We start from the raw sequence: 23,438 nt of genomic DNA on the forward strand, positions 1-23,438 counted from the left end.
CGGTGTTGGCCGGTGGTATGACCGTGAGGACACAGATGGGGGTTTTGTCCATTGACACGACGTTCTAGCGTGATCGATAGTGACTGTCTGTGAGATCAGTTACACCTCACGTGAGCTGGGGTTTCACTCACGCGCGGAGTTCTGATTGGGGGATGACTATGGGTCATACCGGAGGTACCCTCACATGCATGACTGCGAAGGTGACTCTCTCGTTCTCGGATGACACGATCGCCGACGCGCGCCGCTATGCGGAACGCGACGGCATGTCCTTGTCGGCCTGGATGGACAAGGCCGCCAAGGAGAAGGCCCTACGCGAGCTCTTCGGTGCGCATGCCGACGTGCTCCGGAGAGCGGGCCTGGACAAACTGGAGAAGCAGGCGCTTGCGGACGAGGCCGACTATGAGACGGTCACAGACGCATTGCGCGGCGGACTGACCCAGAGCGGCGGTCGACGACCGCGCCGAAGCGGCGGAGGAAATGACAAGCGTGCTGCGTAGAGGTGAGATCTGGCGGATCGAGGGCGCTCGCGAGCGGCTCGGTCTCGTCATCAGCTCCGACGTCTACAACGGAACCGATGTGCCGATCGTGGTCGTCGCCGAGGTGGTGGACGAGGAGGAGCTGCGAGATTCGCCCTTGGCCGTGCCGATGGGCGAATTCGTGATCATGCCTGATCGCGTCTCGTCGCCGATGAAGAAGTGGTTCACCGACCTCGTCGAGGTCGCGGACACCGACACGATGCGGCGGGTCGGCCGAGCGCTCAAGATCATCCAAGACCTGTAGCCGGGGTCCACGGCTCAGGGGAGGAACAGGTCCGCGTCGCAGGTGGAGTCGTCGGCGTCGGTGCCGGCGTCGCACGACTCCGGCGCGTCGTAGCCGAGGGCCTCGGCGCAGGCCTCCGGACGCGGCTTCCGCAGCCCGGCCGCGACCTGCTCGAACGCCGCGCCCAGGACGGCGAACTGCTCCGGGGTCATCTTGTCCACGAAGATGTCGCGTACCTGGTTGACGTGGTCGACGGCGACCAGCTGGATCGTCTCCCAGCCGTGCTCGGTGAGCACCGCGAACTGGCCCCGGCGGTCGTCGGGACACGGCTGCCGCTCGATCAGGCCGGCCTTCTCCATCCGGGTGATCTGGTGCGACAGGCGGCTCTTCTCCAGCAGCGTGCGGACGGCGAGCTGGCTCATCCGGAGCCGGTGCTCGGGAGCCTCGGACAGCTGGACGAGGATCTCGTAGTCGGTGCCGGACAACCCGTGCTTCTGATGCCCTCGCTCGAGGTTGTGCATCAGCAGCCGGCTGCCCTCGAGGAACGCCCGCCAGGACCGCTGCTCGTCATCGGTGAGCCAGCGGGCTTCGGTCTTGATGTCGGCGGACATGCCAGTCACAGTACTCACTTCCCCTCTCGATCGAGTAGGTCGCGCATCACTTGGCGGCAAGCCGACAGCCGACCTCGCTGGTGCGACGCCGGCTGTGGTCCTGGAGCTGGTGAGGCGGTTCAGACCGTCGTCACGACCTCGTCGAAGTCCAGCCGCGGGTTGCGGTCGAACCAGGCGTTGTCGGCCGGCTTGCCGATGTTGACGACCGCCAGGACGCTGGCCCGGCCGTCGCCGAAGAACTCCTTGTTGAGCAGGTCGGCGTCGAACCCGCCCATCGGGCCGGCGGCCAGCCCGGCGGCGCGTACGCCCAGGATGAAGTAGCCGACCTGGAGCGCGCCGTTGAACCGGCCGGTCCGGATCCGGGCCTCTTCCTCGGCGAATCGGTCCTTCGCGTTGGGGGCGTGCGGGAAGGTCTTGTCGAGCTTCTCGTGGAAGTCGTGGGCCGCGGCGAGGATGGCGGTCAGCGGGGCGGCGGCGGTCTTGGCCTTGTTGCCCTCGGCCAGGGTGCCGACCAGGCGCTGCCGGGCCTCCGGCGTACGCACCAGCACCACGCGCAGCGGCTGCGAGTTCAGTGCGGTCGGGGCATACTTCACGAGGTCGTAGATCGCCTGGATCTGCTCGTCGCTCACCGGTTCGTCGGTGAAGGCGTTCGCGGTACGCGCCTCACGGAACAGCAGATTCTGCGCCGCCTGATCGAGAACGAGGCTCATTAGGTCTCCCAAACTGTCAGCCCTTATTACGTGAGACCCAAGTTAGATGAAGCTTCAACCAATGTGCAAGCACTAGTTGAGCGCATCACTCAAGATGCCCGTTGATCATGGAGTTTCCGGTCGCGACACACCGTCGAGACCGCGGTCAACTCCATGATCAACGGGCCGGGCAGGGAGTGAGCAGGGGGACGGCTAGACGGAGGCGTGGGCGAGGCTGGGGGCGACCGTGACCAGCACCCGGCGACGCAGGTAGCACCACCACGTTACGGCGAGGCAGACGGCGTACAGGACGGTGAACCAGGTGAACGCCGTGCCGATGCCGCCGGTCCCCGCGATGGAGTCGCTGATCGCCCGGGGCAGGTAGAAGCCGCCGAACGCGCCGACCGCCCCGGCGATGCCGAGGGTGGCCGCCGACTCCCGCTTGGCGGTCGCCGCGTCCGGCGACTTCGCCGCGAAGATCGCCGGGATCATCCGGTAGGTCGAGCCGTTGCCCGCGCCGGCCGCGGTGAACAGCACGCCGAACGAGGCCAGGAAGAGCGCCAGGTTCTTCGATCCGGCCGCCGTCACCACGCCGTACGAGCCGAGCCCCATGAGGACGAAGCAGGTGGCGGTGACCCGGGCGCCGCCGACCTTGTCCGACAGCCAGCCGCCGAACGGCCGGGCGATCGAGCCCACCAGCGGACCGGCGAAGGCCAGGGTGATCGTCGCCGCCCCCAGGTGCGCCACCGGGGCGTTCGGGAACTGGAGCTTCAGGACCAGCGGGAACGCCGCCGAGTAGCCCAGGAACGAGCCGAAGGTGCCGATGTAGAGGAACGACATGATCCAGGTGTGGGTCCGTTTGACCGTGGCGAACTGCGCCCGCAGCGGCGACCTCGCCACGGCGAGGTTGTTCATGAAGGCGTACGCGAAGATTCCGGCGGCCAGGATCAGCGGCAGCCACATGACGCCGCCGTAGACGAGCCCGAACGACAACGCGATCGGCACGACCAGCTGCATCACACTGATGCCGAGGTTGCCACCAGCGGCGTTCAGCCCCAGCGCGGCGCCCTTCTTCCGCTCGGGGAAGAAGAACGAGATGTTGGTCATCGACGACGCGAAGTTGCCGCCGCCCAGCCCGGCGGTCGCCGCGATGGTCAGCACCTCCCAGTACACCGGCCGGGCGGTCACCGCGTAGATCATCCCCGAGACCGGGATCAGCAGCAGCAGTGCGCTGATCATGGTCCAGGTACGCCCGCCGAACCGGGTCACCGCGAAGGTGTACGGGATCCGCATGATCGAGCCGATGAGGTTGGGCAGGGCGACCAGCCAGAACTTCTGGTTCACGGAGTACGCGAACAGCGCCGGTGGCAGGGCCACCACCACGACGCTCCAGAGCGTCCAGACCGAGAAGCCCAGGTGCTCGGCGAAGATCGAGAAGATCAGGTTGCGCCGGGCGACCCGGCGGCCGGTGGACTCCCAGAAGGCGGTGTCCTCGGGGTCCCAGTGCGAGATCACCCGCTGCTGCGGTGCAGCCGGTGCCGGTGTGGAGACTGTCGCGGTCATGGTCAGGAAAGTTACGAACGTGTGATTGCCGTGTTGTGCGCTGCGCGTACCCGGGGTGTGAAACCAGGCGCACCATCGCGCCAGGTACCCTGTGAGGCGAGCCATACGGCGGTAGCCGTTTTGACCCCGGCGTAAGCCAGCAGGTATCGTTGTGCGCTGTTGCGTGAAAAGGCGGCGCGGACCTGTCGGGTACGCTTGTCGTTCGTTGCCGACCATCTTGTCAAGTAGATGGCGCGGCCTGCATCGCAAGAGACATGTCCGACGACCAGACAAGGTAGACCTGTGCGTACGTACAGCCCGAAGCCGGGTGAGATCGAGCGTCAGTGGCACGTGATCGACGCTTCTGACGTCGTGCTGGGCCGGCTCGCCACCCACGCCGCCACGCTCCTGCGCGGCAAGCACAAGCCCACTTTCGCGCCGCACGTGGACACCGGTGACTTCGTGATCATCGTGAACGCGGGCAAGGTCGCGCTGACGGGCAACAAGCGCGCGACGAAGGTCGCCTACAGCCACTCGGGCTACCCGGGCGGTCTGAAGAAGGTCGGCTACGACGAGCTGCTGTCCAAGCGGCCGGAGAAGGCGATCGAACTCGCCGTCAAGGGCATGCTCCCGCACAACAAGCTGGGCCGCCAGCTGCTGGGCAAGCTCAAGGTCTACGCGGGCCCCGAGCACCCCCACGCCGCGCAGCAGCCGCAGCCGTTCGAGATCAAGCAGATCGCGCAGTGAGCGCGGGCGAAGGAATCACTATGACCGAGACTTCTGTGCCGACGCCGGCCGCGGTCGCCACGGCTGTCGACGCCGTCGCCCCGGTCGCCGTGAAGGCCCCCCGCGGGGACCGCCCCGTGCAGACCGTTGGCCGCCGCAAGGAGGCCATCGTCCGCGTACGCATCATGCCGGGCTCCGGCAAGATCACGTGCAACGGGCGTGACCTGGAGGCCTACTTCCCGAGCAAGGTTTCGCAGCAGACCGTGCGCGAGCCGCTCGTGGTGGCCGAGAAGGCCGAGGCTTTCGACATCATCGCCAACCTCCGTGGTGGCGGCATCACCGGTCAGGCCGGCGCGCTGCGTCTGGCCATCGCTCGCGCCCTGTGCGAGCTGGACCTCGAGGACCGCCCGGCGCTGAAGAAGGCCGGCTTCCTGACCCGCGACGCTCGCGTCAAGGAGAGCAAGAAGTACGGTCTCAAGAAGGCCCGCAAGGCGCCTCAGTACTCGAAGCGTTGATGCCGGCATTACTGCCAGCTTGAAGTTGGCCGGGGGGCACCGAGCCCCCCGGCCATTTTCGTCTGCCTGAGGATCTGCGAGGAGGACACATGGGTCGGCTCTTCGGCACGGACGGCGTCCGTGGCCTGGCCAACGGCGACCTCACCCCCGAATTGGCGATGTCGATCGCCGTGGCCGCCGCCCACACCCTGGCCGAAGCGGACCGCAGCCATCAGCCGGTGGCGGTCGTGGGCCGGGATCCCCGAGCGAGTGGCGAGATGCTGGAGGCCGCGGTGGTCGCCGGGCTGGCCAGTGCGGGCGCCACCGTCGTCCGGGCCGGCGTGCTGCCGACGCCCGCGGTGGCGTACCTGACGAGCGAGGTGCGTGCCGACTTCGGCGTGATGGTCTCGGCAAGCCACAACCCGATGCCGGACAACGGGATCAAGCTCTTCGCCGCCGGTGGGCACAAGCTGTCCGACGAGATCGAGGACGCCATCGAGGCCCGGATCGGTGAGGGCTGGCAGCGTCCCACCGGGGCGGGCGTCGGCCGCGTCCACGACCTGCTCGACGGGGCCGAGCACTACCTCAAGCACCTGCGTTCCGCCGTGCCGCACCAGCTCGACGGACTGACCGTCGTGGTCGACTGCGCGAACGGCGCGGCCAGCGACGTCGCGCCGGCGGCGTACCAGGAGGCCGGTGCGACCGTCATCCCGATCTTCTCCGAGCCCGACGGGGTCAACATCAACGACGAGTGCGGCGCCACTCACCTCGACGCGCTGCGGGAGGCCGTCCTCGCGCACGGGGCCGACCTCGGGCTGGCCCACGACGGCGACGCCGATCGCTGCCTCGCGGTCACCGCGACCGGCGAGGTCGTCGACGGCGACGAGATCATGGCGATCCTCGCGCTGGCCCTGAAGGAGTCCGGCACGCTCGCCGAGGACACCCTCGTCGTCACCGTGATGAGCAACCTCGGGCTCAAGATCGCCATGCGGGACGCCGGCATCAGCCTGGTCGAGACGAAGGTCGGCGACCGGTACCTGCTGGCAGAGCTGCGGGAGCACGGCTACTCGCTCGGCGGCGAGCAGAGCGGCCACATCGTCCTGCCCAGCCACGCGACCACCGGCGACGGCCTGCTCACCGGCCTGCTGCTGATGGCGCGCATGGCGCAGACCGGCAAGACCCTCGCCGACCTGGCCGCCGTCGTCACCAAGCTGCCGCAGCGCCTGATCAACGTGAAGGCCGACCGGTCCGTGGTGACTCACCCCACGGTGGTCGCGGCCGTGGACGCGGTCGCCGCGCGGCTCGGGGCCACCGGGCGCGTCCTGCTCCGTCCGTCCGGCACCGAGCCACTGGTACGCGTCATGGTGGAGGCGTCGACGCCCGAGCTGGCGTTGGAGACCGCGGAGGAGATCGCGTCGGCGGTTCGCTCCGCGGCCTGATCTGCCCGCTTCCGGCAAGGTCCGTCAAGGGCCGGATCTCTGATCCGGTCCTTTCGTTTTCCCTGCGCGTCGGGTTTTGCGCAGTTGTCATGCGCATAAGTATCCACATCGCGCATGGACTTTGAGCGAAACTCCGCTACGCTGCGAGTCATGTGTGGAATCGTGGGATACGCGGGCGCCCGACCGGCCCTGGAGATCGTCCTGGACGGACTGCGGCGGCTGGAGTACCGCGGCTACGACTCGGCCGGCGTCGCCATCCTGAGCGCGGCCGAGATCGCGGTGGCGAAGCGGGCCGGGAAGCTGGCCAACCTGGACCGCGTACTCGCCGAGGTGGAGGACGCCCGGATCGCCGCCGGGACGGTCGGCATCGGCCACACCCGCTGGGCGACCCACGGCGGCCCGACCGACCGCAACGCCCACCCGCACCTGTCGGCCGACGGCCGGGTCGCGGTCATCCACAACGGCATCATCGAAAACTTCGCCCTGCTGCGGGCCGAGCTGGAGGCGCAGGGGATCGAGTTCCAGTCCGAGACCGACACCGAATGCGTGGCGCACCTGCTCGCCTTCGAACTCGCCGTCGTGCCGGAGAAAGGCGCGGCCGCGCTGGCCGAGGCCATGCGCCGCGTCTGCCGTCGGTTGGAGGGGGCGTTCACCCTGCTCGCCGTCGACCGGGAGGCCCCGGACGCGGTCGTCGGCGCCCGGCGGAACTCACCGCTGGTGGTCGGGGTCGGCCAGGGCGAGAACTTCCTCGCGAGCGATGTGAGCGCGTTCATCGCGCACACCCGGGACGCCCTGGAACTCGGGCAGGACCAGGTGGTGCTGATCACGACCGAGGGCGTCGAGGTCACCGACTTCGAGGGCAAGCCTGCCGAGGCCCGTCCGTACCACGTGGACTGGGACGCGCGTGCCGCCGAGAAGGGCGGGCACGACTGGTTCATGGAGAAGGAGATCCTGGAGCAGCCGCAGGCGGTTCACGACACCCTGCTCGGCCGGCTCAGCGAGACGGGCAGCATCCTGCTCGACGAGGTACGCCTCACCGACCAGGACCTCCGGGACGTCGACAAGATCTTCGTGGTCGCCTGCGGGACGGCGTACCACGCCGGAATGGTCGCCAAATACGCGATCGAGCACTGGACGCGGATCCCCTGCGAGGTCGAGCTGGCCAGCGAGTTCCGCTACCGCGACCCGGTGCTCGACCGGTCGACCCTGGTCATCGCCATCTCGCAGTCCGGCGAGACGATGGACACGCTGATGGCGCTGCGCCACGCCAAGGAGCAGAAAGCGCGCGTACTGGCGATCTGCAACACCAACGGCTCGACCATCCCCCGGGAGTCCGACGCCGTCCTCTACACGCACGGCGGCCCGGAGATCGCCGTCGCCTCCACGAAGGCGTTCCTCACCCAGCTCGCCGCCTGCTACCTGGTCGGCCTCCACCTGGCCCAGGTCCGGGGGATCAAGTACGCCGACGAGGTCGCCTCGGTCGTCGAGCAGCTCCGGGCGATGCCGGAGGCGATCGCGACCGTCCTGGCCGACCTCGACGGGATGAGGACGCTGGCCCGCGACCTCAGTACGCGCAACACCGTCCTGTTCATCGGCCGCCACGTCGGTTATCCGGTGGCGTTGGAGGGCGCGCTGAAGCTCAAGGAGCTGGCCTACATGCACGCCGAGGGATTCGCCGCCGGTGAGCTGAAGCACGGCCCGATCGCGCTGATCGACGAGGGCACTCCGGTCGTCTGCGTCGTGCCGAGCCCGGCCGGGCGGGGCGTCCTGCACGACAAGATCGTCTCCAACATCCAGGAGGTGCGGGCGCGGGGCGCGCGGACCATCGTGATCGCCGAGGAGGGGGACGACGCCGTCGTGCCCTACGCCGACCACGTGATCCGCGTCCCGCGTACGCCGACGCTGCTGGCCCCGTTCGTGACGACGGTGCCGTTGCAGGTCCTCGCCTGCGAGATCGCGACCGCCCGGGGTCACGACGTCGACCAGCCGCGGAACCTGGCGAAGTCGGTGACGGTGGAGTGACCCGGTCAGGATTCCGGCGGCGGCGGTGAGCTGACCTCGGATTCCCGTCCCGCGGCGATCCGGCCGACGTTGTCCAGCGCCGGATTGCCGCGATCCCAGTACGCCAGGTGGGCCGAGATCGGGTTGGCGTTGTCGGCCGCCTCGAAGACGCGCCCGCCGAACCGGTCGTCCGCCGGGTTGTGCCCATGCCAGAGGTCCGGCATCGGATCACCCATGTAGCGCGGCCAGACCTGCTCCACCCAGAACTGCCGGATCGACGGCGCGGCCAGCCCGACGATGTCGTTGTCCGCGCTGGCCGCCCACACCATCGCCGGATCCACGTGCAGGTCGGCCGCATGCTCGACGCCGACGCCGGGTGCGCCGAGGAAGACCAGGTCGTCGGCGCGCAGGCCGAGGTCGCGTACGGTCTCGCCGACGACCAGCGCGCCGTAGGAGTGCCCCACGACGCTCTGCTCGCCGAGGTCGCCCTGGTGGGTCGCGGCCAGCCCGTCCTGGAAGTCGTGGAGGGCCGCGCGGGCGTCGTGGGCGGCGTCGGCCGAAGCCCCCTCGAACAGGGAGTTCGGCGTGTCATAGCCCAGCCACAGGATGGCCGCCGTCGACGCCGACGGGTCCGCTGTCGTCGCCGCCTCGGCCATCGCGGCCGTCCGATCGAGGGACGTGCCCAGCTGGCCGTCGAGGCGTACGCCCATGCCGGGCACGTAGGTCAGCACGTTCTTCGAACGGTCGGGGTCGCCGAGGGCCACGATTGCGCGGCCGTCGCCCGTCGTGTCCAACCCCAACAGGTACGCACCCGGGCGGGCGAGCCGGTCGGCGAGCGTGGCGAGCCCGGCGAGCGTCCGCTCGACCCGGTCGCGTTCCCGGGCGGCGTGCCGGTCGCCGGCCAGGCTCGCCAGCAGGGCGCTGAGCCGCTCCCGTTCCCGGCGCAGCACCTCCCGGTTCGCCCGGTCCCGGTCGGCCGCCGGTACGCCGTCCAACCCGCCGATCCGCTCCGGCGACTGAAGCAGCAGCAGCTCCCGTTGGGTCCTGCTGAGCCCGCGCCACCATTCGCGGACGGCCACGGGACCGGCGGGCGGGCACGGCGGGCTCATCGACGCGGTCAGCTGCGCCAACGCGGCCGCCGTACGCTCATCGGACTGCCGCGCGGCGTGCACCGCGAGCGCCGCTGCCTCCGGCGTACGCGCTGCCAGCAATGCCCGGCGAGCGGCGGCCACCCGGTCGGCGTGCTCCGCCAGCAGTCGCTCGGTTCGCTCGATCGGCACTCGGCAGGCGGCGGTCAGTTCCCGGAGATCCGCGACGGCCACGGTGGCCGCGTCGGCCGCCGTTCCGCGCCAGTCCTGCCGGAGCCCGGCCGCAGCCGTGTCGAACTCCGCGACCCGCTCCTCGACCTGCTGCGCCAGCCGCCGGAAGGCGGTCGCCCCGGCGTGCCAGGCCTCGACGTCGGCCGCGCAGAGTTGTGCGTACCCGATGATCATGAGTGATCCGCGGAGCGATAGTTGGCCGCGCAGGCCCGGACCGACTCACCGGTGTGGACGGTCCGTTCGCCGACCGCCCGCAGCACCCCGGCGAGCGTGTTCTCCCAGGTGGACAGCGCGGCCGCAGCCGACCACCCGGCTGGCGCCGTGACCGGCTGCGATCGTGTCAGCGCGGTTCCGGTGTCGGCGAGCCGGTCGGACCACTGGCCGAGCCGGTCGATGTGGACTTCGAACTCCATGGGTCACCTCCCTGAGTTAACTGCCGCCGATGCTGACCGGTGCCGGGAGCGGCCTCAAGCACCTGTGGACAACGGCCCGGGACCGATCGAAGTGGTCGTCCACAGGGCTTGTGCGGCCGGTAGGGTTTGCCCTGTGATCGTGTCGGTCGGCAATGACGTTGTGCTCGTCGAGCGCTTCCGCGCCGCACTCGAGCGCACCCCGCATCTCGCGCAGCGAGTGTTCACCGAGGCCGAGCGCATCACCCGGTCCGGCCACGAGCGGTCGGCGGAATCGCTCGCGGCCCGGTTCGCGGCGAAGGAAGCGGTCGCCAAGGCCCTCGGCGCGCCGCAGGGACTGCACTGGCACGACTGTGAGGTGGCCGTGGACGAGGCGGGCCGGCCCTGGCTGGTGGTCTCGGGCACGGTGGCGCAAGCCGCGGCCGGTCTCGGCATTCAGCGGTGGCATCTGTCGCTGTCGCACGACGGCGGCATCGCATCGGCGGTGGTCATCGCCGAACGAGACGCGTAGGGGCGGGCATGAGAGCGGCGTGGCGGGTGGCTGACGTGCGGGCGGCCGAGAAGGCCCTGATGGCGACGCTGCCCCCGGGCACCCTCATGGCGCGGGCCGCCGCCGGGCTGGCCCGGCGCTGCGCGATCACGCTGCGCTCGCGGGGCCGGCTCTACGGCTCGCGGGTCCTGTTGCTGGTCGGCACCGGCGACAACGGCGGCGACGCCTTGTACGCGGGCGCGACGCTCGCCGGTCAAGGAGTGGCGGTCTCGGCCTGGCTGACCGACGCCCGCCGGGCCCATGTCGGCGGGCTGCAGACGTTCCTCGCCGCCGGCGGCCGGGTCGTCACGGAGTGGCCGTCCGAGGTGGACCTCGTCGTCGACGGGATGCTCGGCATCGGCGCCACCGGCGCACTGCGCGGCGCGGCGCTCGACGCGGCGACCCGGCTCGCCGGCACGACCGCGCCGGTGATCGCGGTCGACGTCCCGTCCGGTGTCGCGGTGGACACCGGCGACCTGCCCGGTCCCGCCGTACGCGCGGACGTGACGGTCACCTTCGGCGTCCTCAAACCGGCGCTCGTCGTCGGACCGGCCGCCCCGCTCGCCGGGCAGGTGGAGCTGGTCGACCTCGGCCTGACCATGACCGCCGCCCCGGCGGTACGCCTGGCCGAGCAGGCGGACATCGAGAAGTGGTGGCCGCACCCTGACTCCGAGTCGGACAAATACAGCCGCGGCGTGGTCGGGCTGGCCACGGGGTCGGCGAGCTATCCGGGCGCGGCGCTGCTGTCCACCGCCGGAGCGCTCGCCGGGCCGACCGGCATGGTCCGGTACGCCGGCTCCGCCCACTCGATCGTGGCCACCCTGCACCCGTCGGTCGTCGTGGCGCCCCGCGTCTCGGACGCCGGCCGCGTCCAGGCCTGGGTCTGCGGCAGTGGGCTGTCCACCGACCAGCGGGCCCGCGAGGAACTGCGAGCGGTGCTCGCGGCTCCCCTCCCGGCGGTCCTCGACGCGGACGCGATCACGATGCTGGTCGACGGCACCCACGCGAACGAGCTGCGTGCCCGAACCGCGCCGACCGTGCTCACCCCGCACGACGGGGAGTTCAAGCGGCTGGCCGGCAGCGCGCCGGGGGAGGACCGGGTCGGCTCGGCACTCACCCTGGCCGCCTGGACGCGGTCGGTCGTGCTGCTCAAAGGCGACCGGACGATCGTCGCCAGCCCCGACGGCGAGTCCTGGGTCAACCCGACCGGCACCCCGTCCCTGGCGACGGCGGGCTCGGGCGACGTGCTCGGCGGACTGCTCGGATCACTGCTCGCCGCCGGTCTCACCCCCGTACGCGCTGCCGTCGCGGCCGCCTATCTGCACGGGCTCGCCGGGCGGGCGGCCGCCGAATCCGGCTCGGTGACCAGCGCAGACATCGCCACCGCCCTCCGCACGGTGGTGCCTCGCTGACCCCGGCAGGGTGCAGATCACGGTTGTGCATGCCATCCTGACCCAAGATCACGTGCGTATCCATGATCCGCAGGACTCGGAAGCGACCCGTACCAGCCGGTAGGGTGGAAGTATGTGGCAGGCGGAAGCGGTCGTCGATCTCGCGGCCATCCGGGCCAACGTCGAGCTGCTCAAGGCGAAGACGTCGGCCGAGGTGATGGCGGTCGTGAAGGCCGACGGCTACGGCCACGGCGCGGTGCACAGCGCGCGGGCCGCCCTCGCCGGCGGGGCCACCTGGCTGGGCGTACGCAGTCTGCCCGAGGCACTCGAACTCCGGGCGGCGGGGTTGACCGCGCCGATCCTGGCCTGGCTGCTGCCGCCGGGGACGCCACTGCGGGAGGGCGTACTGGCGGACGTGGATCTGAGCGTGTCCAGTGTCGGTCAGCTGGCTGAGCTGGCCGACGAGGTGCGCCGGATCGATCGGGTGGCCCGTGTCCACCTCAAGATCGACACGGGGCTCCATCGGAACGGCGCCCCACCTGACGTCTGGCCCAAGCTCGTCGAGGCCGCCGCGCAGGCGCAGGCGGACGGCGTACTGGAGATCGTCGGGGTGTGGAGCCATCTGGCCTGCGCCGATGAGCTGGGTGATCCGTCGATCGACCGGCAGCTCCAGGTCTTCCACGACGCGCTGGCGACCGCCGAACTCGCGGGCGTCGCGCCCCGGCTCCGGCACATCGCCAACTCGGCCGCCACGCTGACCCGCCCCGACACCCACTTCGACCTGGTCCGCCCGGGGGTCGCGGTCTACGGGCTGTCGCCCATCGCCGGCGAGACCTTCGGCCTGCGCCCCGCGATGACGGTCCGCGCGCCGATCGCGCTGGTCAAGCGGGTCCCGGCGGGCGAGGGCGTGTCGTACGGCCATACCTACGTCACGGCCCGCGAGACCACGCTCTGCCTCATTCCCATCGGGTACGCCGACGGCGTGCCCCGGCACGCGAGCAGTAGCGGGCCCGTATGGGTGAACGGACGGCGCTTCGAGATCGCCGGGCGGGTGTGCATGGACCAGTTCGTGCTGGACTGCGACGACGCCCTGGTCACCGCCGGGGACGAGGCGATCCTGTTCGGGCCGGGCGACGACGGCGAGCCGACGGCCGACGACTGGGCCGCCACCGTGGGCACGATCAACTACGAGATCGTGACCCGGTTCGGGCGGTCCGGCGTACCGCGTAGGTATCGGGGCTGACGATGGCGCGATGGGGCATCGTCGGAGCGTTGGCGGGGGTGGCGGCGGCCGGTGTGGCCGCTGGAGTGGCGGCGGAGCGTGCCTTGGTGGGCCGAACACGGAAGAACTCCGAAGACCCGTACGCCGATGAGCCGTTCGGTCCGCTGCCGTACGACGAGGCGATGACCGTGACGACGGCGGACGGGGTGGAACTGTACGTCGAGATCGTCGAGCCGGCCGACGGCGTGACGGTGGACCTCGGCGGCGACAGCGAGCCGGAGGCGACGCTGATCTTCGTCCACGGCTTCTGCCTGGACATGGGCACCTTCCACATGCAGCGCCGCTACCTCGATCCTGGCGACTATCGGATGGTCTTCTACGACCAGCCCGGACACGGCCGGTCCGGCCGCCTGGAGGACGGGGAGTACGAGCTGCCCGCCCTCGGCGAGGCGCTCCGCGACGTCATCCAGCAGACCACGCCGACCGGCCCCATTGTCCTCATCGGACATTCGATGGGCGGCATGACGATCATGGCCTGTGCCGAGCTGTTCCCGGAACTGTTCGCCGACCGGGTCGCCGGAGTCGCCCTCATCTCCACCAGCGGCGGCAAGTCCGAGAGCGGCAAGCTGGGCGGCATCCCGGAGATGATCGCCGGAGCCGGGCCGGTGCTCGGGGTGGTCTCGGGCGCGACCAGATACAGCGGGCGCATGATCGACCGCGCCCGCCATGCCTCCAGCGACCTCGCGTGGCTGCTCACCCGGCGGTACGGATTCGGCGCGAAGCGGCCCAGCCCGGCCCTTGTCTCCTATGTGGAGCAGATGAACTCCGGCACGCCGATGGACACGGTCACCCGCTACCTGCGTACGCTCTACAGCCACGCGCGCTACCCGGCGCTGGCCGCCATCCGGGACAAGCCGGTGCTGGTGATCTGTGGCGAGAAGGATCCGATCCTGCCGGTGACGCACTCGGAGGAGATCGTCCGGCACCTGCCCGACGCCGAGCTGGTCGTCGTGCCCGACTCGGGCCACGTCGTTCTGTTGGAGCACGCCGACGAGGTGAACGCGGCGTTGCAGGGCTTCCTCGATAAGGTGATCGGGTGAGTTCGGTGACATCGCCCATCAAGCTGCGGAAGGTTGAGGACACGCACGCGTACGGCGCGGAGTTGGCCCGCCTGCTGCACGCCGGCGACCTCGTGATCCTGACCGGCCCGCTCGGCGCGGGCAAGACCGCCCTGGCCCAAGGCATCGGTGCGGGACTGCGCGTCATCGGCGACGTGACCTCGCCGACCTTCGTCATCGCCCGGGTCCATCGCCCGGACGTGCACGCGGGCGGGACGGTGCCGATGGTCCACGTCGACGCGTACCGGCTGGGGATGGTCCGCGATCCGCGCGCCGAAGTGGACGACCTCGACCTCGACGCCGACATCGACGACTCGGTGACCCTCGTCGAGTGGGGCGAGGGCATGGTCGAGCAGCTGGCCGAGGCGTACCTCGAGGTGCGGATCACCCGGCACGACGACGACACCCGCGAGGTCGAGCTGATCGGCCACGACGGCGACTGGGCCGCTCGCCTCAGCTCCTAGCCCGTCCGCCCCATGGGCACCAGATCAGGGATATGCCTGCGATTTCGGCCGCCGGAAGCACGCGTAACCGTGATCCGCAGCAAACACCGTCAGCGGTCAGCGATCGACAGGTGTGAAGTCCCAGCTGTGCGCCGACCGGGCCACGAGGTCGCGCGGCGGGTCAGGCAGCGGCGTGGGCTCGCCCCGCCACCGGGACATGACGACGATCCGGCCGTCGGCCGAGGAGAAGATCTCGGTCGACACGTGCAACGGCTGGATCTCCAGTCCGGGTACGGCGATGTCGCACACCCAGCTGAGCAGTTCCGGGAAGTGGTGGGGGTACGCCCGGATCTCCCACATGCGCACGATCACGCCTGGCAACGTAGCAGTCATGCGACCACCAACGTGAGCGGCATTGCGGAATCGGCTGGAAGGTCGAGGCGGCTGGGCGCGATTCCCGAGGCCACGAGGTGTGAGCCGAGGGCGGCGACCATCGCGCCGTTGTCGGTGCACAACTTCGGCCGCGGTACGCGTACCGAGATCCCGTATGGGGCGGCCCGTTCTTCGGCGAGCACCCGAAGCCGCGAGTTGGCCGCGACGCCACCTCCGATGACCAGCGTCTCCACGCCGTTGGCCCGGCAGGCGTCGATCGCCTTGTTCGTCAGCACGTCGCAGACGGCCTCCTGGAACGAGGCCGCGACGTCGGCGACCGGCACCGGCTCGCCGGACTTCTCCCGGGCTTCGACCCAGCGGGCGACGGCCGTCTTGAGTCCGGAGAACGAGAAGTCGAAGCGGTGCGTCGCAAGGTCCTTCGCCGCCGTCAGGCCACGCGGGAAGGTGATCGACACGCCGTCGCCGTCGCGGGCGGCCTTGTCGATCCACGGTCCACCGGGGAACGGGAGCCCGAGCAGGCGGGCCACCTTGTCGAAGGCCTCACCGGCGGCGTCGTCGATGGTGGCGCCCAACGGGGTGACCCCGCGCGCCAGGTCGTTGACCATCAGCAGCGACGAGTGGCCGCCGGAGACGAGCAGGGCGATCGCGGGCTCCGGCAGCGGCCCGTGTTCCAGGGTGTCCACGGCGACGTGGGCGGCGAGGTGGTTCACGCCGTAGATCGGCTTCTCGGCGGCCAGCGCGTACCCCTTCGCGGCGGCGACGCCGACTAGGAGTGCTCCGGCCAGGCCCGGCCCGGCGGTCACCGCGATCGCGTCGACGTCGGCCAGGGTCACGCCGGCCTGGTCCAGCGCCCGTTCCATGGTGGGGATCATCGCCTCCAGGTGGGCGCGGCTGGCCACCTCGGGCACCACCCCGCCGAACCGCGCGTGTTCGTCCACACTGGACGCCAGCGCCTCGCCGAGCAGCGTATGCCCCCGGACGATGCCGACGCCGGTCTCGTCGCAGCTCGTCTCGATGCCCAGGACCAGCGGCTCTGACTTCACGGGGACCCCTCCAGGGCTGTCACGGTTCGATCCGGCGCATGACCCACGCGTCGGTGTTGCTCGGCTGGTAGTACCCCTTGCGGACGCCCACCGTCTCGAAACCGAAGTCGGTGTAGAGCGCCTGCGCGGGCTTGTTGTCGGCGGCGACCTCCAGCAGGGTCTGCTCCACCCCGGCTCGGCTCGCCACGTCGAGCAGCGCGGCGACCAAGGCCCGGCCGATCCCGCGACGCTGGGCGTCGCGACGGACGGCGACGTTGTTGATCCAAGCCTCGTCCGGTGGGCTCAACGCCAGCCCTGCATAGCCCAGGACCGCGCCGCCCTCGGTGGCGGCCAGGTAGAGGTGGCCGTTGGCAAGCTCGTTCCAGAACATGCCGGCCGTCCACGCCTCGGCTCCGAAGAGGTCCGCCTCGATCGGCAGCAGGTCGGCGATCTGCCACCAGCGCAGCCGCCCCAACACGAAAGTCACGACACCCTCTTGGGGGCTCCCGGCTCGACCGCGTCCGGACGGCGCAGGTAGAGCGGGGTAAGCCGCTCGGACGGCGCGTTCTCCCGGACGCGCGCGGCGGCGAGCCGGGCCAGCCACTCGGCCGAGGGATAGTCCGGCGCCTCCGGGCTGACGGCGAGGCCGAGCTGGTCGGCATACTTCCGGGCGCCTTCGCCGACGGCGTGGTCGGCGACCGTCTGGGCGACGTCGGCGGGCTTGGCGACGTGGGGACCGTCGATGCGCTCCCCGTCCGAGTACGCCGCCCAGTAGACCTCGCGCCGCCGGGCGTCCGTCGCGACCAGGGCGGTGCCGGAGGTCGTGGCACCCAGCCCGTCGAGGCTGCACACGGCGTACGTCGGGATGCCGAGCGCCTCGCCGATGGAGGCCGCCGTCATCAAACCCACCCGCAGCCCGGTGAACGGGCCGGGCCCGACGCCGGCCACGATCGCGGTCAGCTCCCGGGGCTTGACCCCGGACTCGGCGAGGGCGGCGTCGATCTGCGGGGCCAGGAGTTCGCCGTGCTTCTTGCCGTCGACTGTCACCCGTTCGGCTCGAATAACGACGTCCGTGGGCGTGACTTCGGCCACCGCGGCCGTGATGGCGGGGGTGGCGGTGTCGACAACGAGGACAAGCACGACGAACAGCCTATCCGGGCACCCGGTCCGAGGCGAAAACCGGTTGCCGCGCGGCGGGCCGATCTCGTAATGTCCGCGCTGTGCGCCGCCCCTTACGCAAACCCCTCCCCGAACCTGAACCCGGCCGTCCCGACAGCCGGTCGCCGGCGCACTACCTGTTCTGGCTCTGGCGCAAGCAGTGGCCGACGATGGCCGTCGGGATGTCGCTCGGCATCATCTGGATGGTCGCGATGGCCCTCGGCCCGGCCGCCATCGGCCGCGCCATCGACGCCCCGGACTTCGCCGGCCTACTGCGGTGGGCCGGCGTTTTCGTGCTGCTCAGCGCCATCACCGCGTGGGCGAACATCATGCGGCACCGGTTCGCGGTCTACAACTGGCTGCGGGCCGCGTACCGGACGATCCAGCTGACCGTCGACTCGGCCAACCGCCTCGGCGCCACGCTGCCCAAGCGCATCGCCACCGGTGAGGTCGTCAGCATCGGAAACTCCGACGTCAGCCACATCGGCGGCGCGCTCGACATCATGCTGCGGGGCTCGGGCGCGGTCGTCGCGATCGTGGTGGTCTCGATCATCCTGCTGACGACGTCGTTCCAGCTGGGGCTGGTCGTGCTGATCGGCGTACCGCTGATGATGTCGGCGGTCGCGCTGCTGATCCGGCCGCTGCACACGCGGCAGGCGGCGTACCGGGAGCAGCAGGGCAAGCTGATCAGCCGGGCCGGGGACATCGTCGCGGGCCTGCGGGTGCTGCGGGGCGTCGGCGGCGAGTCCGTGTTCGCCGCCGGCTATCGGGACCAGTCGCAGAAACTGCGGACCGAGGGCGTCCGGGTGGGCAAGGTCGACGCGCTGCTCGAAGCCGCGCAGGTGCTGCTGCCCGGTCTGTTCGTCGCGCTGGTCACCTGGCTCGGGGCCCGGTTCGCGCTCGCCGGCGACATCCAGGTGGGCCAGCTGTTCAGCTTCTACGGGTACGCCGCGTTCCTGCTGGTGCCGCTGCGGACGATCGTCGAACTGGTCGACAAGGTCACCCGGGGGCTCGTGGCCGCCCGGCGCATGGTCTACCTCCTGCAGATGCAGCCGGAGATCGAGGAGCCCAGGGCGCTCGACCGGGCCATGCCGCCGACGAGCGCCGTCGACCTCCACGATCCGGAATCGGGCGTCACGATCGAGGCCGGCCGGTTCGCCGCGATCGCCAGCGCCAAACCCGAGGACGCCGTCGTCGTCGTGGACCGCCTCGGCCGCTACGCCGACAGCTCGGTCACTGCTGACGGCGTACCACTGGAGGACATGGCCAAGCGCGCGATCCGCGAGGTCATCCTCGTGGGTGACAACGACGCGCGATTGTTCAGCGGTGAGTTGCGCGCGGAACTGGACCCGAAGGCCGGCGGCCCGCGGGCGGCGACGGACGACGAGATTCGCGCGGCGCTGACGGCGGCGAGCGCGACCGACATCGTCGACGCGCTGCCCACGGGCCTGGACAGCTTCGTGGCCGAGCGCGGCCGGGAGTTCTCCGGCGGTCAGCAGCAGCGTCTGCGGCTGGCCCGCGCGCTGCTCGCCGACCCGCCGATGCTGCTGCTGGTGGAGCCGACCAGCGCGGTCGACGCGCACACCGAGGCGCGCGTCGCCGCCCGGATCGGGCCCTATCGCGCCGGGCGTGGCCTGCGCTCGACGGTGGTCGCGAGCACCAGCCCGCTGGTCCTCGACCGCGCCGACAAGGTGATCTACCTCGAGGACGGCAAGGTCGTCGCCGAGGGTACGCATCGTGAGCTGCTGCGGACCGAACCGCGCTATCGGGCCGTCGTGACCCGGGGAGAGGACGCCTGATGAGCCGGGAGATCCTGCCGATCGCCACAGGGCCGGTCGTCCGGGCCTACGCGCTGCGCCTGTTGCGCGAGCACCGGTCGGCGTTGGGGCTGGTCGTGCTCTTGCATGCGCTGGCAGCCGTCGCCGGGTTGTTCGCGCCCGCGCTGCTCGGCTCGCTCATCGACACCGTCGCCGATCACGGCACGCGGGGACGGGTCGATCTGCTGGCCCTGGCCATCGTGCTGGCGGTGCTGGCGAACGCGGTGTTCATCCGGTTCGCCGTCTACGCCGCGGCCCGCTTCGGCGAACGCATGCTCGCCGACATCCGCGAGGAGTTCGTCGACGGGGTGCTCGGCGTACCGCTGTCGACTGTGGAGCGTGCCGGCACCGGCGACCTGATGACCCGGGCGTCTCGGGACGTCGGCTCGCTCAACCACAGCGTGCGCCGGGGCGTGCCGGAACTCTTCGTCGCCGTCGTGACCGCCGTCCTGTCCGCTGGGGCGCTCGTCCTCAACAACTGGAAACTCGCGCTGCCGTGCCTGCTCGGCGCGCCGATCCTGATCGTCATCGCGCGCTGGTACCTCGGCCGCGCCACACCCGGCTATCTGCGCGAGAACGCGGCCTACGCGGACGTCACCGACTCGCTCGCGGAAACAGTCGAGGGCGCGCGGACCAGCGAGGCGTTCGGCTTCGGGGGGCGGCGGCGGGCCGACATCGACGCCAAGATCTCCCAGTCGTACGCCGCTGAGCGGTTCACGCTGCGGTTGCGGACGATCCTGTTCCCGACGATCGACGCGGGCTTCTACATCTCGATCACGGCCACCCTGGTCCTCGGCGGCGCGTTCTACTTCCAGGGCTGGGTGTCCATCGGCGAACTCGCCGCCGCGGTGGCGTACGTGCAGCTGATGGTCCGGCCGATCGAGCACGCGCTCGAATGGCTGGACGAGATCCAGGTCGGCGGGGCGGCCCTGGCCCGTCTCGTCGGCGTCAGCCTCGCCGCCGGTGAGCCGTCCGCCACCGCGACGCAGCCCGTGGGCTCCGACCTGGTGGCGACCGGCGTCACCTACTCCTATATGGAGGGTCGCCCGGTGCTGCACGGCATCGACCTGACCCTGCGGCCGGGGGAGCGGTTGGCGATGGTCGGCCCGTCCGGCGCCGGGAAGTCGACGCTGGGCCGCCTGCTGGCCGGCATCCATCCGCCCACCGCCGGCTCGGTCACCGTCGGCGGAGCGCCGCTGGCCGACCTGCCCCTGCCGGTACGCCGAGGCGAGGTCGCCCTGGTCACCCAGGAGCACCACGTCTTCCTCGGTACGCTCCGCGACAACCTGTTGCTGGCGCGTCCGTCGGCGACCGACCCGGAGCTGTGGCGAGCCCTGTCCGCCGTGGACCTCGCCGGCTGGGTCGCCGAGCTGCCGGACGGACTGGAGACCGAGGTCGGGCAGGGCGCGTTCACGGTGCCCCCGGCCCAGGCTCAGCAGCTGGCGCTGGCCCGGCTGGTGCTGGCCGACCCGCACACCCTCGTCCTCGACGAGGCGACGTCGCTGATCGATCCGCGAGCGGCCCGGCACCTGGAACGGTCGCTGGCCGCTGTCCTCGACGGCCGGACCGTCGTGGCCATCGCGCACCGGCTGTTCTCCGCGCACGACGCCGACCGGGTGGCCGTCGTGGAGGACGGGCGGATCGCCGAACTCGGGTCGCACGACGAACTCGTGGCCGCCGACGGGTCGTACGCCGCCCTCTGGCGCTCCTGGCAGGCCTAACGCTCGCGCTCGTTTCGCGCTGGATCAGGGATCTGGGTCGAATCTTTCCTCAAGATTCGACCCAGATCCCTGATCTGTCTGCGTGCCGACTGATTGCAAAGAAGTGCTTGCAAAGAGTTCTTTGCAGAGTTATCTTTGCGGTATGACCGAGGAGAGCCGGATCCACCTGAGCGCTCAGACCCTCAAGGGCATCGCGCACCCGATCCGCGTACGCCTGCTGGGGCTGCTCCGCAGCGAGGGGCCGTCGACCGCTACGAAGCTGGCCGAGCGCATCGGGCAGTCGAGCGGCGTGACCAGCTACCACCTGCGACAGCTCGCGCAGTACGGCTTCGTCGAGGAGGCCGCCGACCTCGGCACCGGCCGGGAGCGGTGGTGGCAAGCCAGCCACCGGTCCACCACCCTCGACGCCCCCGCCGCGCGGGAGGCCCCGGTGGAGACCGAGATCTACATGCGGGCGGTCGCGACCACCAGCGCGGAGCGGGTCGATCGCTGGCTCGGCGAGGCGACCTCCATCCCGTCCGACTGGGACGACTCGATGGGTCTCAACGACTACGCGCTGCTGCTGACCCCCCAGGAGGCGGCGGAACTCCTCGCCAAGTTGAACGAGATCGTCCAGACCTACCGGGCCTACTACGAGCGGCCCGTTCCCGAGGGTGCCGAGCGCGTCGAAGTCCAGGTCAACGTCATGCCCTTCCTGAGTCGCACCTCAAACTCCAGCCCGGCCGCGCCTGCTGAGAAGACGGCCACCCCCACTGAGGAGAACTGACGATGAACCGTCGCGCACCCCTCGCCGGCCTGCTGCTCGCCAGCACCCTGTCGTTGCTCGGCAGCCGGATGTCCATGATCGCGCTGCCCTGGCTGGTGCTCGTCACCACCGGCAGCGCCGCCAAGACCGGCCTCGTCGGCGCGGCCGAACTGGTTCCCTACGTGCTGGCCTGCGCACTCGGCGGGCCGGTCATCGACAAGGTCGGCGGCCGCCGGATCTCCATCGTCGCCGACCTGCTCAGCGCCGTGGTGATCGGGGCGATCCCGCTGCTGCACCAGTCCGGCGGGCTCGGTCTGCCCCACCTGACGCTGCTCGTCGCGGTGGCCGGGCTGCTTCGCGGCTTCGGTGACACAGCCAAGCGGGGCGCGATGTTTCCGCAGGTCGTGGCGAAGTCCGGGGTCGAGATGACCCGGGCGGCCACGCTCGTCGACGGCACCAGCCGGGCCGCCGGGCTGATCGGTGGGATCCTCGCCGGGCCGCTGATCGTCTGGCTCGGCGACGCCGCCGACGTGCTGCTGCTCGACGCGGCCTCGTTCGGGCTGTGCGCGATCCTCGTCGGGCTGCTGGTACGCGTACCGGGGAAGGCAGACCGCGTGACCGAGCCCTATGGGGTGGCGTTGCGGGGTGGGCTGGCGTACCTGCGGGGAGACCGTCTCGTGCTGGGGCTGATCCTGATGCTGTTCGTGACGAACATGCTGGACCAGGGATTCAGCGCGGTGCTGGTGCCGCTGTGGGCACGGGACATCTTCGGTACGCCCATCGGCATCGGCCTGGTCGGCGGTTCATTCGGGCTGGGCGCGGTCCTCGGCAACATCGCGTTCGGCTTCCTGGCCCCGAAACTGCCCCGCTGGGCGCTGTTCGCCGGGGGTTTCCTCTTCGCCGGCGCGCCTCGCTTCTTCTTCCTGGCCTTCGGCGCGCCGGGCTGGTCGATCGTGGTCCTCGGCCTGCTCGACGGGCTCGCCATCGCCGCGGTCAACCCCATCCTCTCGGCCGTGATGTACGAGCGGGTGCCCGAACACCTGCAGGCTCGCGTACAGGGGCTGGGGTCGGCGGTCGGGTTCGCCGGGATGCCGCTCGGCGCCCTGCTGGCCGGCTGGCTCGGCGAGTACAGCGCCCAGCTCGCCCTGGTGATCTGCGGGACGGCGTACCTGGTCGCGACGCTCGCCCCGTTCATCGGGAAGTTCTGGCGGGAGATGGATCGGCGGCCCGCCCCGGCTGCCGCTTCCTCACCGGAACTCGTCACCGCATAGCGGGCTTGTCGATCTAGGCGAGAAATGGTTGCCCAGGCCGCCATTTCTCGCCTAGATCATTTCTGGCCCCGGTGGATGGGCTAGGCGGAGGCGATGGGTGCGACCGTCGCGCCGGTGAGGCGTACGAGGTCGTCGGGCGAGAGCTGCACCTGCAGGCCCCGCTTGCCGGCGCTGACGTACACGGTGGACCCGGCCAGGGCGGTCGCGTCGATCACGGTCGGCAGCCGCTTGCGCTGGCCGAGCGGGCTGATGCCACCCCGGACATATCCGGTCGCACGCTCAGCGACCGCACGGTCGGCCAGCGCGGCCCGCTTGCCGCCGGCGGCCGAGGCGAGCGCCTTGAGGTCCAGTTCGCCGGTGACCGGGACGACGGCCACCGTCAGCCCGCCGTCGACCTCGGTGACCAGCGTCTTGAAGACACGAGCCGGGTCCGCTCCGATCGCGTCGGCGACGAGCGCGCCATAGTTCGGCGCGTCGGGGGACACGTCGTACGGGTGCAACGTGTGCGCGATCTTCTGCTTGGCCAGCAGTGCGGTCGCCGGGGTCCCTTGGCTTGCCACCCCGCGAGTCTAAAGAAACGCCGCGAGTCTGAGGAAACCCCGCGACCGCCGAAAGGCG

The 23,438-nt window shown here is 70.7% G+C and carries 25 protein-coding genes; 15 read left to right on the forward strand and 10 right to left on the reverse strand.

The annotated features are described in order from the left end of the window. Positions 1–188 precede the first annotated feature (188 nt). Positions 189–497 (forward strand): DUF6364 family protein, encoded by a 309-nt coding sequence (locus tag HDA40_RS25105; RefSeq protein ID WP_253759996.1) that lies wholly within the window; start codon positions 189–191, stop codon positions 495–497. Beyond that, positions 478–780: a type II toxin-antitoxin system PemK/MazF family toxin gene (locus tag HDA40_RS25110; RefSeq protein ID WP_253759998.1), complete on the forward strand. Its 303-nt coding sequence runs from the start codon at positions 478–480 to the stop codon at positions 778–780. Before HDA40_RS25105 ends, HDA40_RS25110 begins: the two co-directional genes overlap by 20 nt. A gap of 14 nt (positions 781–794) precedes the next feature. On the opposite strand, the gene HDA40_RS25115 is transcribed toward HDA40_RS25110, so the two are convergent. The 3 genes from HDA40_RS25115 to HDA40_RS25125 form a co-directional block, all read right to left on the reverse strand. Next, on the reverse strand, positions 795–1,370 hold the full coding sequence (locus HDA40_RS25115; protein ID WP_253760000.1) for a MarR family winged helix-turn-helix transcriptional regulator: 576 nt from the start codon (positions 1,368–1,370) through the stop codon (positions 795–797). A gap of 119 nt (positions 1,371–1,489) precedes the next feature. Beyond that, on the reverse strand, positions 1,490–2,080 hold the full coding sequence (locus HDA40_RS25120; RefSeq protein ID WP_253760002.1) for a malonic semialdehyde reductase: 591 nt from the start codon (positions 2,078–2,080) through the stop codon (positions 1,490–1,492). 192 nt (positions 2,081–2,272) lie between these two features. Further along, on the reverse strand, positions 2,273–3,622 hold the full coding sequence (locus HDA40_RS25125; protein WP_253760004.1) for an MFS transporter: 1,350 nt from the start codon (positions 3,620–3,622) through the stop codon (positions 2,273–2,275). A 282-nt stretch (positions 3,623–3,904) separates the two neighbouring features. Between HDA40_RS25125 and rplM the strand changes: the two genes are divergently transcribed. The 4 genes from rplM to glmS all read left to right on the forward strand — a co-directional run bounded on the left by rplM (position 3,905) and on the right by glmS (position 8,282). Next, positions 3,905–4,348, forward strand: coding sequence for a 50S ribosomal protein L13 (gene rplM, locus HDA40_RS25130; RefSeq protein ID WP_253760006.1), 444 nt, complete (start codon positions 3,905–3,907; stop codon positions 4,346–4,348). A 20-nt stretch (positions 4,349–4,368) separates the two neighbouring features. Then, on the forward strand, positions 4,369–4,842 hold the full coding sequence (gene rpsI / locus HDA40_RS25135; RefSeq protein WP_253760009.1) for a 30S ribosomal protein S9: 474 nt from the start codon (positions 4,369–4,371) through the stop codon (positions 4,840–4,842). An 89-nt stretch (positions 4,843–4,931) separates the two neighbouring features. Next, entirely contained in the window at positions 4,932–6,260 is a 1,329-nt protein-coding gene (glmM, locus tag HDA40_RS25140; RefSeq protein ID WP_253760011.1) for a phosphoglucosamine mutase, read from the forward strand. Positions 6,261–6,410: 150 nt separating this feature from the next. Further along, positions 6,411–8,282, forward strand: a complete 1,872-nt coding sequence (gene glmS, locus HDA40_RS25145; RefSeq protein ID WP_253760013.1) for a glutamine--fructose-6-phosphate transaminase (isomerizing) — start codon at positions 6,411–6,413, stop codon at positions 8,280–8,282. Positions 8,283–8,287: 5 nt separating this feature from the next. Here the strand turns inward: glmS and HDA40_RS25150 are convergent, their stop codons facing one another. Together HDA40_RS25150 and HDA40_RS25155 are read right to left on the reverse strand one after the other, a co-directional pair. After that, entirely contained in the window at positions 8,288–9,754 is a 1,467-nt protein-coding gene (locus tag HDA40_RS25150) for an alpha/beta hydrolase (protein WP_253760015.1), read from the reverse strand. Further along, positions 9,751–9,993, reverse strand: a complete 243-nt coding sequence (locus HDA40_RS25155) for a hypothetical protein (protein ID WP_253760017.1) — start codon at positions 9,991–9,993, stop codon at positions 9,751–9,753. The genes HDA40_RS25150 and HDA40_RS25155 overlap by 4 nt, the downstream gene beginning before the upstream one ends. Before the next feature lie 133 nt (positions 9,994–10,126). Here HDA40_RS25155 and HDA40_RS25160 point away from each other — a divergent pair, with 133 nt between their 5' ends. The 5 genes from HDA40_RS25160 (at position 10,127) to tsaE (ending at position 14,714) form a co-directional block, all read left to right on the forward strand. After that, positions 10,127–10,501: a holo-ACP synthase gene (locus HDA40_RS25160; protein WP_253760019.1), complete on the forward strand. Its 375-nt coding sequence runs from the start codon at positions 10,127–10,129 to the stop codon at positions 10,499–10,501. A gap of 8 nt (positions 10,502–10,509) precedes the next feature. Continuing rightward, positions 10,510–11,931 carry an NAD(P)H-hydrate dehydratase gene (locus tag HDA40_RS25165; protein ID WP_253760021.1) on the forward strand — a complete coding sequence of 474 codons (1,422 nt, stop codon included), beginning with the start codon at positions 10,510–10,512 and terminating at the stop codon, positions 11,929–11,931. Between the two features lie 112 nt (positions 11,932–12,043). Beyond that, on the forward strand, positions 12,044–13,153 hold the full coding sequence (gene alr, locus HDA40_RS25170) for an alanine racemase (RefSeq protein ID WP_253760024.1): 1,110 nt from the start codon (positions 12,044–12,046) through the stop codon (positions 13,151–13,153). A 2-nt stretch (positions 13,154–13,155) separates the two neighbouring features. Beyond that, on the forward strand, positions 13,156–14,232 hold the full coding sequence (locus tag HDA40_RS25175) for an alpha/beta fold hydrolase (protein WP_253760026.1): 1,077 nt from the start codon (positions 13,156–13,158) through the stop codon (positions 14,230–14,232). Then, positions 14,229–14,714, forward strand: coding sequence for a tRNA (adenosine(37)-N6)-threonylcarbamoyltransferase complex ATPase subunit type 1 TsaE (tsaE, locus tag HDA40_RS25180; protein ID WP_372502953.1), 486 nt, complete (start codon positions 14,229–14,231; stop codon positions 14,712–14,714). Before HDA40_RS25175 ends, tsaE begins: the two co-directional genes overlap by 4 nt. Before the next feature lie 96 nt (positions 14,715–14,810). Here tsaE and HDA40_RS25185 read toward each other — a convergent pair whose 3' ends face one another. Genes HDA40_RS25185 through tsaB form a run of 4 tightly spaced genes read right to left on the reverse strand, consistent with a single transcriptional unit; the run spans position 14,811 to position 17,248 of the window. Further along, the gene (locus HDA40_RS25185; protein ID WP_253760027.1) at positions 14,811–15,065 is read right to left on the reverse strand and encodes a hypothetical protein; all 255 of its coding nucleotides are present in this window, start codon (positions 15,063–15,065) and stop codon (positions 14,811–14,813) included. Between the two features lie 17 nt (positions 15,066–15,082). Beyond that, positions 15,083–16,129 (reverse strand): tRNA (adenosine(37)-N6)-threonylcarbamoyltransferase complex transferase subunit TsaD, encoded by a 1,047-nt coding sequence (gene tsaD, locus HDA40_RS25190; RefSeq protein WP_253760028.1) that lies wholly within the window; start codon positions 16,127–16,129, stop codon positions 15,083–15,085. 19 nt (positions 16,130–16,148) lie between these two features. Beyond that, on the reverse strand, positions 16,149–16,595 hold the full coding sequence (rimI, locus tag HDA40_RS25195; protein WP_253760029.1) for a ribosomal protein S18-alanine N-acetyltransferase: 447 nt from the start codon (positions 16,593–16,595) through the stop codon (positions 16,149–16,151). After that, positions 16,592–17,248 carry a tRNA (adenosine(37)-N6)-threonylcarbamoyltransferase complex dimerization subunit type 1 TsaB gene (gene tsaB, locus HDA40_RS25200; RefSeq protein ID WP_253760030.1) on the reverse strand — a complete coding sequence of 219 codons (657 nt, stop codon included), beginning with the start codon at positions 17,246–17,248 and terminating at the stop codon, positions 16,592–16,594. The genes rimI and tsaB overlap by 4 nt, the downstream gene beginning before the upstream one ends. Before the next feature lie 80 nt (positions 17,249–17,328). Here tsaB and HDA40_RS25205 point away from each other — a divergent pair, with 80 nt between their 5' ends. The 4 genes from HDA40_RS25205 to HDA40_RS25220 all read left to right on the forward strand — a co-directional run bounded on the left by HDA40_RS25205 (position 17,329) and on the right by HDA40_RS25220 (position 22,820). Next, a complete protein-coding gene (locus HDA40_RS25205; RefSeq protein ID WP_308197759.1) occupies positions 17,329–19,065 on the forward strand; it encodes an ABC transporter transmembrane domain-containing protein in 1,737 nt (578 codons plus the stop codon). Next, complete coding sequence (locus tag HDA40_RS25210) at positions 19,065–20,804, forward strand: ABC transporter ATP-binding protein (protein ID WP_253760031.1); 1,740 nt, start codon at positions 19,065–19,067, stop codon at positions 20,802–20,804. The genes HDA40_RS25205 and HDA40_RS25210 overlap by 1 nt, the downstream gene beginning before the upstream one ends. A 142-nt stretch (positions 20,805–20,946) precedes the next feature. Then, complete coding sequence (locus HDA40_RS25215) at positions 20,947–21,570, forward strand: ArsR/SmtB family transcription factor (RefSeq protein ID WP_253760032.1); 624 nt, start codon at positions 20,947–20,949, stop codon at positions 21,568–21,570. Positions 21,571–21,572: 2 nt separating this feature from the next. Further along, positions 21,573–22,820 (forward strand): MFS transporter, encoded by a 1,248-nt coding sequence (locus HDA40_RS25220; protein WP_253760033.1) that lies wholly within the window; start codon positions 21,573–21,575, stop codon positions 22,818–22,820. Positions 22,821–22,900: 80 nt separating this feature from the next. Here the strand turns inward: HDA40_RS25220 and ybaK are convergent, their stop codons facing one another. Next, on the reverse strand, positions 22,901–23,380 hold the full coding sequence (gene ybaK / locus HDA40_RS25225) for a Cys-tRNA(Pro) deacylase (RefSeq protein ID WP_253760034.1): 480 nt from the start codon (positions 23,378–23,380) through the stop codon (positions 22,901–22,903). Between the last annotated feature and the right edge of the window lie 58 nt (positions 23,381–23,438).

The sequence above is a fragment of the Hamadaea flava genome (assembly GCF_024172085.1).
GTDB lineage: Bacteria > Actinomycetota > Actinomycetes > Mycobacteriales > Micromonosporaceae > Hamadaea > Hamadaea flava.